The organism is Kribbella sp. NBC_00889, from assembly GCF_045207705.1.
Classification (GTDB): domain Bacteria; phylum Actinomycetota; class Actinomycetes; order Propionibacteriales; family Kribbellaceae; genus Kribbella.
In genome coordinates this window covers 9065793-9081142 of record NZ_CP108783.1, presented here as the reverse complement: position 1 = coordinate 9081142, position 15350 = coordinate 9065793, and the positions used below count along the sequence as shown (strand labels likewise).

At 68.4% G+C, this 15350-nt stretch carries 15 protein-coding genes; 1 reads left to right on the top strand and 14 read right to left on the bottom strand.

Annotated elements, in window-relative coordinates; translation table 11 throughout:
• The 11 genes from OG817_RS44750 to OG817_RS44700 all read right to left on the bottom strand — a co-directional run bounded on the left by OG817_RS44750 (position 1) and on the right by OG817_RS44700 (position 11063).
• Positions 1 to 675 (bottom strand): MBL fold metallo-hydrolase, encoded by a 675-nt coding sequence (locus OG817_RS44750; protein WP_406051230.1) that lies wholly within the window; start codon positions 673 to 675, stop codon positions 1 to 3.
• A 69-nt stretch (positions 676 to 744) separates the two neighbouring features.
• Positions 745 to 2073: a metallopeptidase TldD-related protein gene (locus OG817_RS44745; protein WP_406051229.1), complete on the bottom strand. Its 1329-nt coding sequence runs from the start codon at positions 2071 to 2073 to the stop codon at positions 745 to 747.
• Complete coding sequence (locus OG817_RS44740) at positions 2070 to 3521, bottom strand: TldD/PmbA family protein (RefSeq protein ID WP_406057638.1); 1452 nt, start codon at positions 3519 to 3521, stop codon at positions 2070 to 2072. Before OG817_RS44740 ends, OG817_RS44745 begins: the two co-directional genes overlap by 4 nt.
• 211 nt (positions 3522 to 3732) lie before the next feature.
• A complete protein-coding gene (locus OG817_RS44735) occupies positions 3733 to 3951 on the bottom strand; it encodes a hypothetical protein (RefSeq protein WP_406051227.1) in 219 nt (72 codons plus the stop codon).
• Positions 3948 to 4748: a COG4280 domain-containing protein gene (locus OG817_RS44730; RefSeq protein WP_406051226.1), complete on the bottom strand. Its 801-nt coding sequence runs from the start codon at positions 4746 to 4748 to the stop codon at positions 3948 to 3950. Before OG817_RS44730 ends, OG817_RS44735 begins: the two co-directional genes overlap by 4 nt.
• A 167-nt stretch (positions 4749 to 4915) precedes the next feature.
• A complete protein-coding gene (locus tag OG817_RS44725) occupies positions 4916 to 5890 on the bottom strand; it encodes a pyridoxal-phosphate dependent enzyme (protein ID WP_406051225.1) in 975 nt (324 codons plus the stop codon).
• Between the two features lie 10 nt (positions 5891 to 5900).
• Positions 5901 to 6710 carry an ABC transporter ATP-binding protein gene (locus OG817_RS44720; protein WP_406051224.1) on the bottom strand — a complete coding sequence of 270 codons (810 nt, stop codon included), beginning with the start codon at positions 6708 to 6710 and terminating at the stop codon, positions 5901 to 5903.
• An 8-nt stretch (positions 6711 to 6718) separates the two neighbouring features.
• Complete coding sequence (locus OG817_RS44715; RefSeq protein WP_406047235.1) at positions 6719 to 7747, bottom strand: FecCD family ABC transporter permease; 1029 nt, start codon at positions 7745 to 7747, stop codon at positions 6719 to 6721.
• Entirely contained in the window at positions 7744 to 8805 is a 1062-nt protein-coding gene (locus OG817_RS44710) for a FecCD family ABC transporter permease (protein ID WP_396392047.1), read from the bottom strand. The genes OG817_RS44715 and OG817_RS44710 overlap by 4 nt, the downstream gene beginning before the upstream one ends.
• Position 8806: 1 nt before the next feature.
• Positions 8807 to 9832 (bottom strand): Fe(3+) dicitrate ABC transporter substrate-binding protein, encoded by a 1026-nt coding sequence (locus OG817_RS44705; RefSeq protein ID WP_406051223.1) that lies wholly within the window; start codon positions 9830 to 9832, stop codon positions 8807 to 8809.
• Positions 9833 to 9875: 43 nt separating this feature from the next.
• A complete protein-coding gene (locus OG817_RS44700) occupies positions 9876 to 11063 on the bottom strand; it encodes a C45 family autoproteolytic acyltransferase/hydolase (protein WP_406051222.1) in 1188 nt (395 codons plus the stop codon).
• A gap of 201 nt (positions 11064 to 11264) precedes the next feature.
• Between OG817_RS44700 and OG817_RS44695 the strand changes: the two genes are divergently transcribed.
• The gene (locus OG817_RS44695; RefSeq protein ID WP_406051221.1) at positions 11265 to 12206 is read left to right on the top strand and encodes a MurR/RpiR family transcriptional regulator; all 942 of its coding nucleotides are present in this window, start codon (positions 11265 to 11267) and stop codon (positions 12204 to 12206) included.
• A gap of 15 nt (positions 12207 to 12221) precedes the next feature.
• Here OG817_RS44695 and OG817_RS44690 read toward each other — a convergent pair whose 3' ends face one another.
• Genes OG817_RS44690 through OG817_RS44680 form a run of 3 tightly spaced genes read right to left on the bottom strand, consistent with a single transcriptional unit; the run spans position 12222 to position 15341 of the window.
• Positions 12222 to 12797: a Chromate resistance protein ChrB gene (locus tag OG817_RS44690; protein WP_131362706.1), complete on the bottom strand. Its 576-nt coding sequence runs from the start codon at positions 12795 to 12797 to the stop codon at positions 12222 to 12224.
• A gap of 10 nt (positions 12798 to 12807) precedes the next feature.
• A complete protein-coding gene (locus OG817_RS44685; RefSeq protein ID WP_406051219.1) occupies positions 12808 to 14625 on the bottom strand; it encodes an FAD-binding protein in 1818 nt (605 codons plus the stop codon).
• A complete protein-coding gene (locus OG817_RS44680) occupies positions 14622 to 15341 on the bottom strand; it encodes a VIT1/CCC1 transporter family protein (protein WP_406051217.1) in 720 nt (239 codons plus the stop codon). Before OG817_RS44680 ends, OG817_RS44685 begins: the two co-directional genes overlap by 4 nt.
• Positions 15342 to 15350: the final 9 nt, after the last annotated feature.

The following is a 15350-nucleotide window of genomic DNA, read 5'->3' as shown; positions in this document are numbered from 1 at the left end:
TCACGGGACCCGGAATTCCAACGGCTTCGGCTCCTCCGCGTAGGAGAACTCGCCGTTCTCGTCGACGCGGATCGCCTGATCGTGCCCCGGGTACACGATGTCGGCCAGCGCCGCGACGCGTTCGACGGAGGCATCCGCGCGCTCTCGATCGTACGGTCTGCCCGATGCCCGGCAGGCTCGGAGGACGGCGAGGGTCGGAACCGCATCGGCCGCGAGTACGGCGGTTCCTTCGGCCGTCGCGACCGACAGCCCGACCGAGCCCGGAGTGTGTCCCGGCAACTCCACGATCTCGACGCCCGGCATCAACTGATGCCCCTCGACCGCCTCGCGGAGCTCCAGGCCGTCGAACATCGCCTTGGCCCAGCGCGGAGCGATCGGGGTGTCGGACAGATGCGGCAGCTCGGCTGGATGGATGAAGACCTGCGCACCGGCGAAGAGGTCGACGTTCTGCGCGTGGTCCCAGTGCGCGTGGGACAGCACCACCTGGTCGAGGTCACCTGACGCCAGGCCCCGGTGCGTCAGCGCCTCGAGCAGGTGCCGCCGACGGCCGACGTGCCCGAAGTCGAACAGGATGCGCTGGTTTCCGTCCTCGATCAGGAGCACCGAGCAGAAGGCCGGGTTGCCTTGGTCCGAGGTCAGTAAGTGACCGGTCAGGAGCGTGGTCACCGTCGGCATGGAGCCTCCAGGAGGTGGAGCAGCAGCGCCCCGCGGCTTGAGCACGTACGCACACGGGGCGCTGCTGGATCAGGTGAGGACGAGCGGTCCGGCCTCGATCAGCAGGGACGGGACGACCACGCTGTCCATGAAGGTCTGGTCACCGATCTCGCGGACGGCGCCGACAGCCAGAACAGCGTTCAGAACCTCGTCCATGCGGAAGGTGAACCGCAGCTGCGGGTGCCAGGCGACCACCTTGCCGTCCTCCGCCCAGTAGGTGGCGTCTCGCGTCGTACCGGTGACGAGGGTCTGCTTCGGGTGCAGCACCCGCAGGTAGTCGAGCCGGTTCACCACCAGTCCGCTACCGCACTCGGCGAGCAACTCGTCCTCGGTTGCGTCACCGGCGTCAAGCAGCAGGTGCGACGGAACCGGATCGCCGCCGAATCGCCAACCGTCCGGTACGGCGTGACCGGTCGGGACTCCACCGGTCAGGCCGGCCCGGCGCCGGTCGGACACCAGTCCGGTCAGCACCCCGCGCTCGATCAACGGCGTCCGGCGCCGAACGTTGCCTTCAGCATCGAATCCGCTGAGCAGCCCGGCCGCGTCGGTAGCGTCGTCGACCAGCGTGAGATTCTCGCTCACCACCTGCTCGCCCAACCGGCCGGTCAGCACCGACCGCCCGCTCGCGTAGTGCTGCGCACCGAGAGCCCAGAGGCCGAAGGTGGCGATCAGCGTGTTCACCGCTGACGGCTTGAGCAGCACCCGGCAGCTGCCGTGGAACTTCTCCCGCACCGGCAACGGGCGCAACGCCTCGCGCAGCCGACCCGGGATATCGCCGACCGGGATCAGGTCGGCATCGCGGTGCACCAGCTTGACGCTCGCGGACTGTCCGTCCTGCTTGGCGATCGCCTGGATCGATGCCTTGGTCAACGTCTCGGACCGGAACAGCCCGGTCGAGTCGGCAACGGCACGGTCCAGTACGTCGTACCGGATCGCACCGCCGAGACGCGCGGCCGGATCCAGACCGTCGCGGACGGTGCTGAACCACTGGTGCCGTACGGCGGGGTCGCAGTCGACGATGGATTGCGCCGGCTCGACCGGCACCTGCTCACCATCGGCCACCGGCTGATCGGGGGCGCTGTCCGTCGAGTCGGACGTGGGGAGCTCCGCGAGGGCGGCGTTGAGCCGATCGGCGAGGACGCGCACGGCTTCCGGGTCGAGGGTCTCCAGAGTGCCGCCGGCGATCCGTCCGTCCCGGTTCACCTTGACCCGGACACGCAGCCTGCGCTCGCTGTGCTGTGCGGTGATCTCGGATTCGGCGTACCGGAGCAGGTCGGCGTTCTCGCCGAGCACGTCCAGCCGGCTGCCCGGCCCGAGGATCTCCAGCGCCTGCTCGATGTCTGTCCGCTCGATGCTCATCGTCCCACCTGCACGTTCTGGAAACGTCCCGGCACGGTGCCGTGACCGACATGAGCCACCTGCAGCGGCTCGCCCTTGTTGCACGACGGGACGCCGTGCAACTTCCACTCGTCCGGTCCGCCGAGCGCGTCCAGTCCGGCCCAGAACTGCGGGGTCACGCTCTGGTAGCTGCAGTTCTTCAGCAACCGGCCGAGCTTGCCGTCGCGGACCTCCCAGCCGAGTTCGGTGGTGAAGCGGAACGACATCCGCTGGTCGTCGATCGAGAAGCCGCGGTTGGTGTCGACCAGAATGCCGCGCTTGGTGCCGGCGATCATCTCCTCGAGCGAGGACTCCCCCGGCTCCAGGCAGATGTTCGTCATCCGCACCAGCGGCAACCGCTGCCAGCCATCGGCCCGGGACGCACCGGTCGGCTGATCGCCGAGCGCCGCCGCGGACTCCCGGCCGGACATGTAGCCGAGGAAGATCCCATCCTTGACCAGCTGAGTGCGCTGGGCCGGCACACCCTCGTCGTCGTACCCGAAGGAGCCGAGCCCACCGGGGATGGTCGCGTCCGCGTACGCCGAGACGATCGGTGAGCCCCAGCGGAAATTGCCCCGGCGCTCGGGCGTCGCGTACGTACCGCCGGCCAGACTGGCCTCGGTGCCGAGCGCGCGGTCGGCCTCCATCGGGTGGCCGGCGCACTCGTGCAGCACCATCGCCAGCTGGTTGCCCCCAGCAATGAGTGTGGTGACCTCGTCCGGGCACTGCGGCGCGGTCAGCAGCGCGACCGCCTCGGACGCGACCCGGGCCGCGTTCTCCACCAGGCCGAGCGACTCGACGTGCTCCCAGCCGGCAGTGGCGAAGTCGCCACGCTGGCCGCGGATCTGCCGCGGGACACCCTGCGGGAAGGATCGGCGCTGCAGGTCGTCGCCGTTGCCGGCGTTCACCATCAGGCCGCCGCCGCTCTCGGTCAGGGTCTGCTCGATCAGTGCGCCCTCGGTGTTCGCGAACACCTTCTCGTCGCGGTACAGATCGATCGACGCCTCGATCTGCTGGACCAGCGGACCCGCGGTCGACGCCTCCTTGACAGTGGCGGACAGCAGGTCGAGCTTGGTGCTCAGCGGAACCTCGAAGGGATCGATCCGCATCGGCGACGACCAGGTGGCCCGGGTCGTCACCGGCGTACCGAGGTTCACGTGGCCACCCCCGCCGGTCGCCCGCGCCTGGCCGACCGCCTGCGCGATCACGGCGTCGAGGCCGCGGGAGTCCAGCCGATGGGTGGCGGCGAAACCCCACTGGCCGCCGATCAGCACCCGGAGCCCGAGGCCGAGCGAGTCGTCGTACCCGACCTCGCCCGGACCGTCGAGCTCGACGAGGACCTGTTCGTGGGTGCGCCGGACCACCCGGATGTCGCCGTACTGCACGTCCGCGGGCAGCAGGGCCAGCACGGTCTCGGCGGTGTCGCGCATCACGGCGCGATCACCTGCTCAGGTTGGGAAGGAGTCACGGTCGGACCTCCGGTTCGGGGACGGATGGATCGGCGCCTCGACCTCACCGTAGCAGGTACTACGAGATTTTGAATAGATGTTGTGATTGCTACAGAACCTTCCCGCCGGACGTACGGCGGCCCCGGTCGCGCACAGGCGCGGCCGGGGCCGATCGTCAACCGGGCTTGGGTTCTCAGCGCTTCTTCGGTCGTACGTCGATGGCCAGGCTGATGCTGAACGCGACGATGATCAGCGCGCCGCCGAGCAGGGTCAGTCCGGTGTCACCGAACAGTCCGGCGGTCATCGCGGCGAACAGGACGACGAGCGACAGCACCACGGCGACCGCGATCTTCCAGTCGTCACCGATGATGAAGTCGTACCAGAACTGGCCGAACGCCTTGAGGAACTTCACTTCTTCACCTCCACAGGGATGTCGCCGGCCACGACCGGCGCCGGTACGGCGGGCTTGCGCAGCACGCTCACGAAGATCCGGCTGAGCAGCAGCCAGGCGGCCACCAGGACCAGGATCATCAGGTCGTGGCCCGGCCAGTCGAGGCTCTCGCGGCCGTCGCGGAAGATGCCGATGCCCTCGACCGCCCAGTAGGTCCCGAACGACGCGAGCAGCAGGCCGACGCCGTACTTGAGCAGGTTCTCGTTGATCATCGACAGCGGCCGGCGCAGCGCGATCGCGATGCCGAGCACGATGACCACGGCCGCGGCCGCACCCAGGCTGGCGCCGGGGATGTTGTCCGCGTTCAGGCCGAAGGTGAGCACGATGAACACGACCTCCATGCCCTCCAGGAAGACGCCCTTGAACGAGACCATGAAGGCGAACAGGTCCAGGCCGCTCTTGCTCTCACCGGCCGCCTTCGCCGCCTCGACCTCCTCGCGGTAGATCGCGTCCTCGTCGTGGACCGCCTTGCGCCCGGACGATCTGAGGATCGCCTTGCGCAACCACTGCAGGCCGAAGATCAGCAGCAGACCGCCGATCGCCAGCTGCAGCGCCGATTCCGGCAGCCAGTTCGCCAGCGCGTAGCCGGCCGCCACGGTGACCACCGCGAGCGCACCGAGCGCCGCGAACGTACCGACCAGCGCCGACTTCCAGCTCCGCGTGTAGCCCATCGCCATGACGATCGTGGTGGCTTCCACCATCTCCACGAAACACGCGACGAACGTCGCGACGATCAACCCCCACGTTGCCGCGTCCATCTCTCACCATCCCTCTGTCAGTTGCAACATCTGTTGCACGAAACGATAGTTACACAGATGCGGGAGTGTCAACGGACCGTCTCGTACGTCGGGCCGCACCCGGCCGCGGGCATGCCGAAGCACCCGAGGTGATCAGGGAGTCACCTCGGGTGCATCGGCAGGGAGGGTCAGGCCAGCGCGGCCACCAGCGTGGACGCGGAGATGTTGCCGCCGCAGGACACCACGGCGACGCGCTTGCCCTCGAGTTCGGTCCGCCGGGCGCGCGTGGCGGCGAAGGCCATCGCGGCGGAACCTTCGATCAACTGGTGCTCGGTGTCGATCACCATCCGCAGCGCGGCGCTGATCGCGTCCTCACTGACCAGCACCCAGTCGTCGACCAGCTCACGGCACAGCTCGAACGTGATACTGCCTGGTTCGACGCTGCCCGCCGTACCGTCCGAGAGCGTCGCCTGGGCGTCGACCTGGATGATCTCGCCGGCTCGGACCGACGCCGCCATCGCGTCGTCGCGGACCGGCGAGGCGCCGTACACACGGATGCCGGGCAGGTGCTTCTTGAGCACCGACGCGACGCCGCTGATCAGTCCGCCGCCACCGACCGCGACCACCACCGCGTCGAGCGGTTCGCCGCCGAGTTGCTCGAGGATCTCCACGGCGACCGTACCCTGCCCGGCGATGATGTCCGGGTCGTTGTACGGCGGCACGTAGGTCAGGCCGTGTTCGTCCGCGTAGGCCCGGGCCTTCGGTTCGAGCACACCCGAATCGTTGCCCTCGGCCCGTAGTTCCAGGCCGAGCCGGCGCAGCGCGGCGACCTTGCTCGGCGACGCGTTCTCCGGCAGGTAGACGATGCCGTGCCCGCCGAGGGTCGCGAGCGCGTTACCGACACCGAGTCCGTGGTTCCCGGTCGAGGCGGTCACCACACCGGCCTGGCGCTGCTCGTCGGTGAGCGTCAGGATCTTCGCCATCGAACCGCGTGCCTTGAACGAGCCCGTGCGCTGGAGATGCTCGGACTTCACCAGCACCTCGGCGCCGAGCTCGTCACTGAACGCGCCGAAGCGGACGAACGGCGTGAGCGGCAGGTGCTCACGCAGCTTCGGTGCGACCAGTTCCGACCGCTCGGCGGCTTCCGCGGGACTCAACGTCATGCAGTACTCCTTATCCGGTTGCCACTGAGAGCTGAGCTCTGAGCCCGGCACGCAGCGGGATACACATCGGTTTACCACTCACCGGGTGCGGCACGACCTTGGACTCCACCCCGAACACGTCCCGGATGGTGTCGCAGGTGAACACGTCTTCGGGCGTGCCTTGGGTGACGAGGGTGCCGGATTTCATCACGAACACGTGGTCGGCGTATTCGGCGGCCATGTTGAAGTCGTGCAGCACCATCGCGACGGTTTTGCCTTGTTCCTGGTTGAGTTGGTGTAGCAGGTCGAGTACTTCGAGTTGGTAGGCGACGTCGAGGTAGGTGGTGGGTTCGTCGAGCAGGATGAGGTCGGTGCCTTGGGCGAGGCAGAGCGCGATCCAGACGCGTTGGCGCTGTCCGCCGGACAGTTGGTCGACGTGTTGGTGGCGCAGTTCGGTGGTGCTGGTGACGTCCATGGCCCATTCGACGGTGTCTTTGTCGGCCTGGCTGGGGACTTTGAGGGAGGTGCGGTGGGGGTGGCGGCCGAACCAGACCAGGTCCTCGACCGAGATCGACTCGGGTGTGACCAGGACCTGGGGCAGGATCGCCAGCAGCCGGGCTACTTCCTTGGTCGGTGTGTCCTGGATCGATTTGCCGTCCAGGATCACACTGCCTTTGGCTGGTGGCAGTAGCCGGGCCAGGGCCCGCAGTGCGGTGCTTTTGCCGGAGCCGTTGGGGCCGATCAGGACGCTGACCTTCCCGTCGGGGATGGTCAGGGTCAGGTCGTGGGCGATGACGGTTTGGTCATAGGCGAGCTGGACGCCTTGTGCCTGCAGACGCATGGCGGTTCCTACTTTCCGGTCTTCACGAGCAGGTAGAGGAAGTACGGGCCCCCGACGACCGCTGTGACCAGGCCGGCCGGGATCTCCAGCGGGGGTGCGAGGCCGCGGCCGATCATGTCGGCGAACAGCATCAGCAGGACGCCGAACAGCGCGGCGGCCGGGATCGAGGCGAGGTGGCGGCCGCCGAAGACGCGGCGGGCCATGTGCGGGGCGATCAGGCCGACGAAGCCGATCGTGCCGGACACCGCGACCGCGGCCGAGGCCAGCGCGACCGCGAACAGCAGCAGCACCCGGCGGGTTTTCTCGACCGGTTCGCCGAGCCCGGCGGCCAGGTCGTCGCCGAGGCCGAGGACGTCGAGCTTGCGGGCCCAGATCACGATCAGCGGCACCAGCACCAGCACCCACGGCAGGATCTGCAGCACCGAGCCCATCGACCGGCCGAACAGGCTGCCGGTCAGCCAGATCAACGCCGCGGACACATCCAGCGGGTTGCGCACCAGCAGGAACCGGATCCCGGCCTCGAACGCCGCCGAGACCGCGATCCCGACCAGCGCGATCCGTACCGGCGTCGCGCCGCGGCGATAGGCCAGCAGATACACCAACGCGGCCGCGGCCAGGCCACCCACGAACGCGGCCGGGACGACCGCGAACACCGGCACACCCGGAATCGCCAGCAGCAACACCATGCCCGCGAACCCGGCCCCCTTGGTCACACCGACCACATCCGGCGCGGCCAGCGGGTTACGGATCACGCCCTGCATCACCGCACCAGACACCGCCAGCGCGATCCCGACCAGCCACGCCAGCAACACCCGCGGCAACTGGAACTGCACCACGATCTGCGCGGCCTGATCACCGGTGTCACCGATCACCGCACGCAAAACATCACCCATCGAGACATCGGTCGCGCCGACACTGAGACTGTAGAAACTCAGCACCACCGCCAACACACCCAGCCAGGCCATCAAGGCACCCGGATGCCGCCTGGCCAGAGAAGTCCGGCGCACATGCTGCGCCACAATCGCCGAACTGGTCATGAGGTCACCTTCTGCCGACGGGCCAGATACACGAAGATCGGTGCGCCGATCAGGGCGGTCACCACACCGGCCGGGACCTCGAACGGCGGCTTGACATAGCGCGACAAGATGTCGGCATACAGCACCAGCACCCCACCGCCGACCGCACACAACGGCAACAAAACCGTGTAACTCGAACCCACAATCCGGCGCATGATGTGCGGCACAATCAACCCGATGAACGCGACCGGACCGGCAACCGACACCGCCGCGCCACACAACACGATCACCAGCGCCGACCCGATCATCCGGGTCCGCTCGACGTTCTGGCCCAGACCACGCGCCATGTCATCGCCCAGCGCCAGCAGATTCAGCGGCCGTGCCATCGAGAACGCACCGATCAAACCCAGCACCAACCACGGCAGCAGGTTGCGAACGTCCTGCCAGGTACCGAAGTTGACCCCGCCGACCAGCCAGAACAACACACTGTCGGTCGAGTTCTCGTCGAAGATGATCAGCACCTGCGTCAACGAGATCAACAAGCTGCTGGCCGTGACACCTGCCAGCGCCAGCCGGACCGGACTCACCCGCCCGCTGCCCGAACCGGCCAGCAGCATCACCGACACACCAGCCACGGCCGCACCACCGAACGCCAGCAGGATCGTCGGCGCACCGCTCAGCGACGGCACCACAGTGATCGCCAGCACGACCACGAACACAGCACCCGCGTTGACGCCCATGATCTCCGGCGCCGCGAGCGGGTTCGCCGCGACGGCCTGCATCAGCGCGCCCGCCACCGCCAGGGCGGCGCCGACGCAGAGCGCCAGCACCACCCGCGGCAGCCGGATCGACTGAAGGATCAGCTCATCGGGCTGGTCGGCCTTGATGAGCGCTCCCGGCAGCCGCGCCAGCGAGATGTGCTGACTGCCGATCGACAGTCCCCACGCGACGCCGGCCACGACCACCACCAGCAGCACCAGAGTCACCCAGGTGACCCGCTGCTTGTTGGTGACGATCTTCGGACGCTTGTGTACGGCGTCCTCGGAAGGTTTGGGCGCAGTGCCCACGGACAAGGACATGTCACTTCCCGTAGAGGAGTTTGACGGCTTCCTGAGCGACCACTTCGGAGGCGATCAGACCTCGCGACCGGGACCACTCGTTCGGGTCGACGTCGAAGGTCGCGTTGTTCTTCACCGCCGGGATCTCCTTCCACAGCGGGCTCTTGGTCCACTGGTCGCGCAGCGTCGGTCCTTCGTTGGCGGCGATGAACATCACGTCCGGCTTGTTGGCGACGAGCGTCTCCAGCGTCAGCGAGACCGAGGCGTCACCGGAATCGTCCGGCAGCGACGACTGGATCCCGATCACCGACAGAACACCCGGCGTGTAGCCCTTCGGCGGGAACCCGGTGAAGCCCTTCTCGGAGGCGCGCACGAACAGCGCCTTGCGGCTCTCACCCGCGGGCGCCTTGGCCTTCAGGTCGGTCATCAACTTGGCGTGCTCGGCGAGCCGGGTCTTCATCTCGTCACACTTGTTCAACGCGATAGCGGTCGACATCTCACTGTCCAGCACCTGCTGGTAGTTCCCGTTCAGGCTGGGGTAAGCGATGGTCGGCGCGATCTTGGACAGCTGGGCGTAGATCGCCTTGTGCCGTCCGCTGTCGGCCACGATCAGGTCCGGCTTCAGCGCGGTGATCACCTGGATGTTCGGCGTCGCCCGCAGGCCGACCGACTTGTACTCGCCGACCTTGTCGCGCAGGGCGGCGATGATCCGCTTCGGCTGGTCGTCGTCGGCGACACCGACCGGCGACATCCCGACCGCGACCAGGGCGTCGACGAAGGAGTACTCCAGCGCCACCACCTTGACCGGGTTGCCCGTGATCGTGGTGGTGCCGAGGTCGTGCTTGACGGTACGGGTCGCTTTCCCGCACTGCTCCAGGTTGACATCCGGGCTGACGCCTTCGGCAGCCGCGGCGCGGTCGGCGTTCGGCGCCGCACCGGTGGAGGGTGAGGCCGCGGCGCCGCAGCCGGACAGGGCGACCGCGGCAGCAGCTGCGGTCAGAGTGACGGCGGCGAGGACGCGCCGCAAGCTCGAGGATCGGTGGACCATGGCATTCGCTCCTGATGTCGACAATGCCTTGCAGGGGTGGGTTTCATCCGGCCACGGCGAGGGACAGCGCCGGGTCGTCGACGCCCGGCCGGTCGGAGAGACCGGGGCCGTCGTAGAGGTTCCAGGGAGCCTGCTGATAGCTGTTGCTGCAGGGCAGGCCGGGGGTCAGCCGGTAGGTGCCAGTGGTCAGATCGACCAGGCTGGACACGATCGTGGCGTAACGGTTGAGCTCGTGCCGGCGCGGATCGACGTGCTGGCAGACGGCGTTGGGGTGACTGAAGTGGTCGCTCATCGTCGTTTGCACGATGGTCTCGACAGCCTTCTCGGTGGTGCCGTCGCTGCGGACCTGACGCAGGCCCTCCTCGACGCGCGGCACCCGGTAGAGCGAATCCACCGAGAACGGCTTGTAGGTCTCGTTGATCTGGGGTGGGACGAACGCCTGGAAGTGGTTGCCGTGCACCAGCAACCCGTCGGTCGGATACATCCAGCCGTGCCGGCCGGGTGTCGTCTCCACGTCGATGGCGAATCCGTCGCGGTGAGTGAGGAGCAGGTTGCTGGACAGGCTCTGCCGGGCATTGAAGACCACCTGCAGCGCGTCGTACATGTCCCAGCTCTCCAGCACCATCCGGCGTACGAACGTGCCAGGGACATTGAGGCCCGAACCGAACCCGGCGCCGAGGCCGTTGGCGTTCAGCGCGAGGCCGATCGAGTTCGCACCGTGCCGGGCCAGTTGGCCGGCTTCGACATGACCGATCACGGTCGGCTTGCCCGGTTGGGAGATCCGCAGCAGTACGACGGTGTCCGCCACCCCGGCCCACAGGTCCCAGTTCTGCCCGGCCCAGACGTGCCCGAGCGGGTTGGCCTGCTGGAGGATCGCGAACGACGTACAGCCGTCGTCAGACTGTCCTGTCGCGGCGCTGTCCTCGAACGGGTTGCCCCGCGTCAGTTCGCCACGGCTGTTCAGCGCGAGGATCTCCGCGAAGGTGCGTCTGGAGCCCTCGGCGATGCCACGGACCTCGTCCAGCAGGTCGGGCGCGACTGGCTCGATCACCGGGACCCAGCGCGGAGCCCGCTCCAGTACCTCGGCCCAGGGCAGCCCGGTGGCGCGGGGAACGGACTCGGCGTAGAACGCCAGCGAGCGCTCGATCAGCGCTCGTGCGCCCTCGCCGTACTGCCGGCCGCGGTCGCGGGCGTCGGCGCCGGAGATGTCGATCGTCGGAAGCTGTGACACGGAAGTCGCTCCAGGGAGAGGACGGAAACCGGACTCGAACCGTTTGCTTGTTCGTTGTGTTCACTACGAATATTCGTCTGACGGTAGTGATTGCTACAATCGCTGTCAACGGGTCGCGACATCGTTTACCTGGCGGTGACAAACCGATCCGGGTGACATGATCTGCGTACTGACAGGCACAACTGGGAGCCGGAGGACACCGTGGCCAAGACAAAGGCACCCACCCTGCCGGAGCGGGTGGCGAGCCGGATCGACGCACTGACCGCGACCGAGCGGAGGATTGCCGAGTACCTGTCGGCCCACCCTCAGGAGGCCGCGTTCTCCTCCGCCGAGGAGCTCGGGCGCGCCACCGGCACCAGCGACGCCAGCGTCGTCCGGACCGCCAAGGCGCTGGGTTTCGACGGCCTGCCGGGCCTGAAGCGATCGCTACAGGGCGAACTGCAGGCCCTGCTGACTCCCGCCAACCGGCTCAGCAACAGCCTCGAGTCGTTCGACGACGGCGCCGAAGGGATCCTCACCGCGACCCTGCGCGACCACGTCGAGCGGCTCCAGCAAGCCGAACGTTCGATCGACCCACAGGCGTTCGAGCACGCCGTCGAGCTGATCGACCAGGCCCGCGAGACCGTGATCTGCGGCTTCGCCGGCCTGGACGGGATCTCGGCGTACACCGCGACCCACCTGAACCGCATCGGCCGCCGCGCACGGACCGCGACCGACACCGGCTACCGGCTGGCCGACCGGTTGCTGATGCTCGGCCCGGAGGACGTGGTGATCGTGATCGCCCACAACCGGATCATCGTGGAGACCCGCGTCATCCTCGACCTGTGCGCCGAGGTCGGTGCCCGCGCGGTGCTGATCACCGACACTCTCGGTGAGGCGTTGCGCGACCAGGTCGACGCGGTGCTGTCGGCGCCGACGAGCCGTCCGGGGACGTTCACCAGCCAGGCGACCGTGCTCATCCTGCTCGAGGCACTGGTGATCGCCGTGGCCGCACGCGACCAGGGCCGTTCGCTGGAGACCACCGACCGGATGAACCAGTTGCGCGAGGAGCTGATGGGCTTCTCCCGCGCCGACGAGGTGGCCCTGAATCTGCCGTCCCAACGGCGCGCCCGCAAGCGCACCAACCGGACCGAGAGCGCCTGAGCGCACCCGCTGCGGTCAGACCGTGCCCTCGGTGCGTTCGTAGACGTCCGCCTCGAACTCCTCCAGCAGACGCTCACAATCGGCCACCTTGGCCCGGGCCAGGTCCTTGCCCTCGGCATCCATCCAGTCCCGGCCCTCCACCTTGGTCAGCCAGCGGCGGAGCTTCTCCAGGTCCTGGCGGATCTCCTCGGCCTCCTCGAAGGTGTAGTTCTCCCGGAACCGCTCGAACTCGATCTCCTTGACGAACTTGGTCTCGCACTCCTCGACGATCTCGGCGTACTCCTTCGCGGACTGGCCACGGAAGCCGTCCACGAACTGCTCACGAGCGTCGTCGTCGACATCGGTCAGGGTGAGGAAGACGCTCGAGCCACCCAGCTCGGTCACCTTCTCCCGCACCTTCTCCATGCCGGCACGCAGCTCGTCGCGGTCCGGCAGCACGCACACCGCCTGCTGCACGTAGAACCCGCCGAGCCGCTTCAGCTCCCGCCACACCGCCACCCGGGCCCGCGAGGACTCGCTCGGCACCTTGTAGATGAGCAGCAGCCAGCTCTCCGCTGCGGGACTCTTGGGCTTGGTACGACGGGTTGCCATGCCGGACAGGTTATCCGCTGACACGACTCCGGATCCCCCCGACGAGAAACGGCATCACCTCCCGCCAGTCCGCGACCAGACCGACGTCGCAGTGCGCGAAGACCTCCGCCGCCGGATCGGTGTTGATGGCCACGACGGTCCCGGCTCGGCTCGCGCCGGCCAGGTGGTTCAGGTTCCCGGACAGCCCGACCGCGACGTACATCCGCGGTGCGACGCTGCGTCCGGTGATGCCGATCTGCCGGCCGTGCGCCATCCAGCCTTGGTCGGTGACCTTCCGGGTGGCGGCGAGCTCGGCGCCCAGGAGGACGCGCATGGGCTCCAGTTCGGCGTACGTGTCGGGTGAGACGCCTCGGCCGACGCTGATGACGACCTCGGCCCGATCCAGTGCGTCACCTTCGTTGCCGGTACGGCGTTCTGCTCGGCGCAGTGCTGGGTCCGCGGCCACCGGCAGCGTGTGTTCCTTGAGTGTGCGGTCGGCTCTTGGCGTGCGCAGTGGCAGCAGACCGGTCCGGAGGGTGGCGATCTGTGGTGAGCCGTGGCTGATGATCTCGGCGAGGGTGCCGCCGCCCGACGGCTTCAGTCCGGCGAGGCGGGGCGTCGTACCGCCGGTGACGTTCAGGCTGACGAGGTCCGACATCAGCCCTGCCCCGGAGGCGACCGCGAGCCGCGCGAGCACTTCGCGATCCCACGGCAGCGCGGCGCCGAGCACGGCCCACGGCTGCCGGTCCGCGATCCAGTTCGCGACTGCTGCGGCGACCGGCCGGGGCTCGTCATCGGTGAGCATGACCACCGAGTCAGCTCCCCACCGTGCGAGATCGTCGGTGCCGTCGGCTGTTCTTACTGCGGTCACGGATCCGCCGACCTCGGCTGCAAGCGTCGCCGCCGCACCCAGCAGGGCGCGAGTGCCTGCTTCTGGTCCCGGCCCGACCAACACCATCACCTCAGCTCCCGGCCCTCCGGGCCGGTCGCCGGGAGAAGAAGAAGGAGACGTCGCCGGGTGGGGTGCGTCCGGGACGGGGTCGGATGCGGCTGGGGCTTTGGGGGTGAAGGAGCCTCGGGAGAGGAGTTCGGTGATGGCTCGGGTGGCTTGGGTTCGGGGGTTGCCGCGGAAGATGACGGGGTCGCGGGTAAGAGGGGCGGGGTGGACCTGGGCGACCTTGGTGGGGCTGCCGGGGAGACCCCAGTCGGCCGGGGCGAGGTCGGCGGTGGTGACTTGGCGGATCGTGTCCGTCGGCGGCCAGGTCTCGGGCGGCGCCTTGCAGGGGTCGCAGGAGCGTTCGGCTACTGCCACGACGGCGGGGAGGTCGACGACAACTGATTCGGTGCCTGTGTCGTACTGGACCGTGGTCCGAAGCTGCCTTCCGCTGGAGTCCGGCTCTAGAGTCAGGACCGGACCAGTGAACGGCAGACCCAGGATTTCGGCGAGCATCGCACCCACCGCGCCGGTGCTGCCGTCGACCGAGCTGGCGCCGACCAGGATCAGGTCCGGCGGTTCATCGAGCAGCGCAACAGTCGACGCCAAAGCGCGAGCCGTGACAAGACAGTCCGATCCGGCCAACGCCGGATCCGTCAGGTGCAGTGCATCGTCAATTCCCCACGCCAGCGCCTCACGCAGTACGTCGGCCGCCACAGGCGGACCCATGGTGACAGCCGTACTGCGGCCGCCGGACTCCCGGGCCAGCCGGACCGCCTGAGCGACGGCCCGGCGGCACCACGGGTTCATCTCGGTGATCGCGCCGGCCCGTTCGAGCCGGCCGTCGGCGTCGAGGCGCCCACTGTGATCACCCTTCGGCACCTGCTTCACCAGGGCCGTGACGAGCAGGTTCATGATAACCCGGTCCCGACTGCCATCCCGATCGCGAAGGTCACCGCGGCCGACACACCACCCAGGAGCAGTTGCCGCCCACCGCCGTACCAGAACGGCCGCGCGGTGATCTTGCCGACGATCCCGCCGGTGACGACCAGACCGAGCGCGCTCAGCAGCAGCGCAGGCAGCACCGACCCGGCCCCGAAGATGAACGGGATCAGCGGAACCAGCGCGCCAAGGGCGAAGGCGGCGAACGAGGACCCGGCCGCCAGCCACGGCGACGGCAGGTCGTTGGGGTCGACGCCGAGCTCTTCGCGCACGTGGACGTCCAGCGCCACGTCGGCGTTGACGGTCAGCTCGCGCGCCACCTGGGCGGCGAGCTCCGGGCGCAGGCCCTTCGCCTCGTACATCATCGCGAGCTCGCGCTCTTCTTCCTCCGGGTGGATCTGCAGCTCGCGCCGCTCCACCTCGATCTCGGCCTTCATCAGCTCGGTCTGCGACGAGACCGAGGTGAACTCGCCGGAGGCCATCGAACAGGCCCCGGCGACCAGGCCGGCCAGTCCGGTCATGATCACGACCTTGCCGGTCGCCCCGCCGCCGACCACACCGGCGACCAGGGCGAAGTTCGACACCAGGCCGTCCATCACGCCGAACGTCGCCGGCCGCAGCCAGCCACCGGTCACGTCACGATGCGAGTGGTGGATCTCCGACTGTGTCTCCGCAACTTCCGCGGTCATCTCCATACG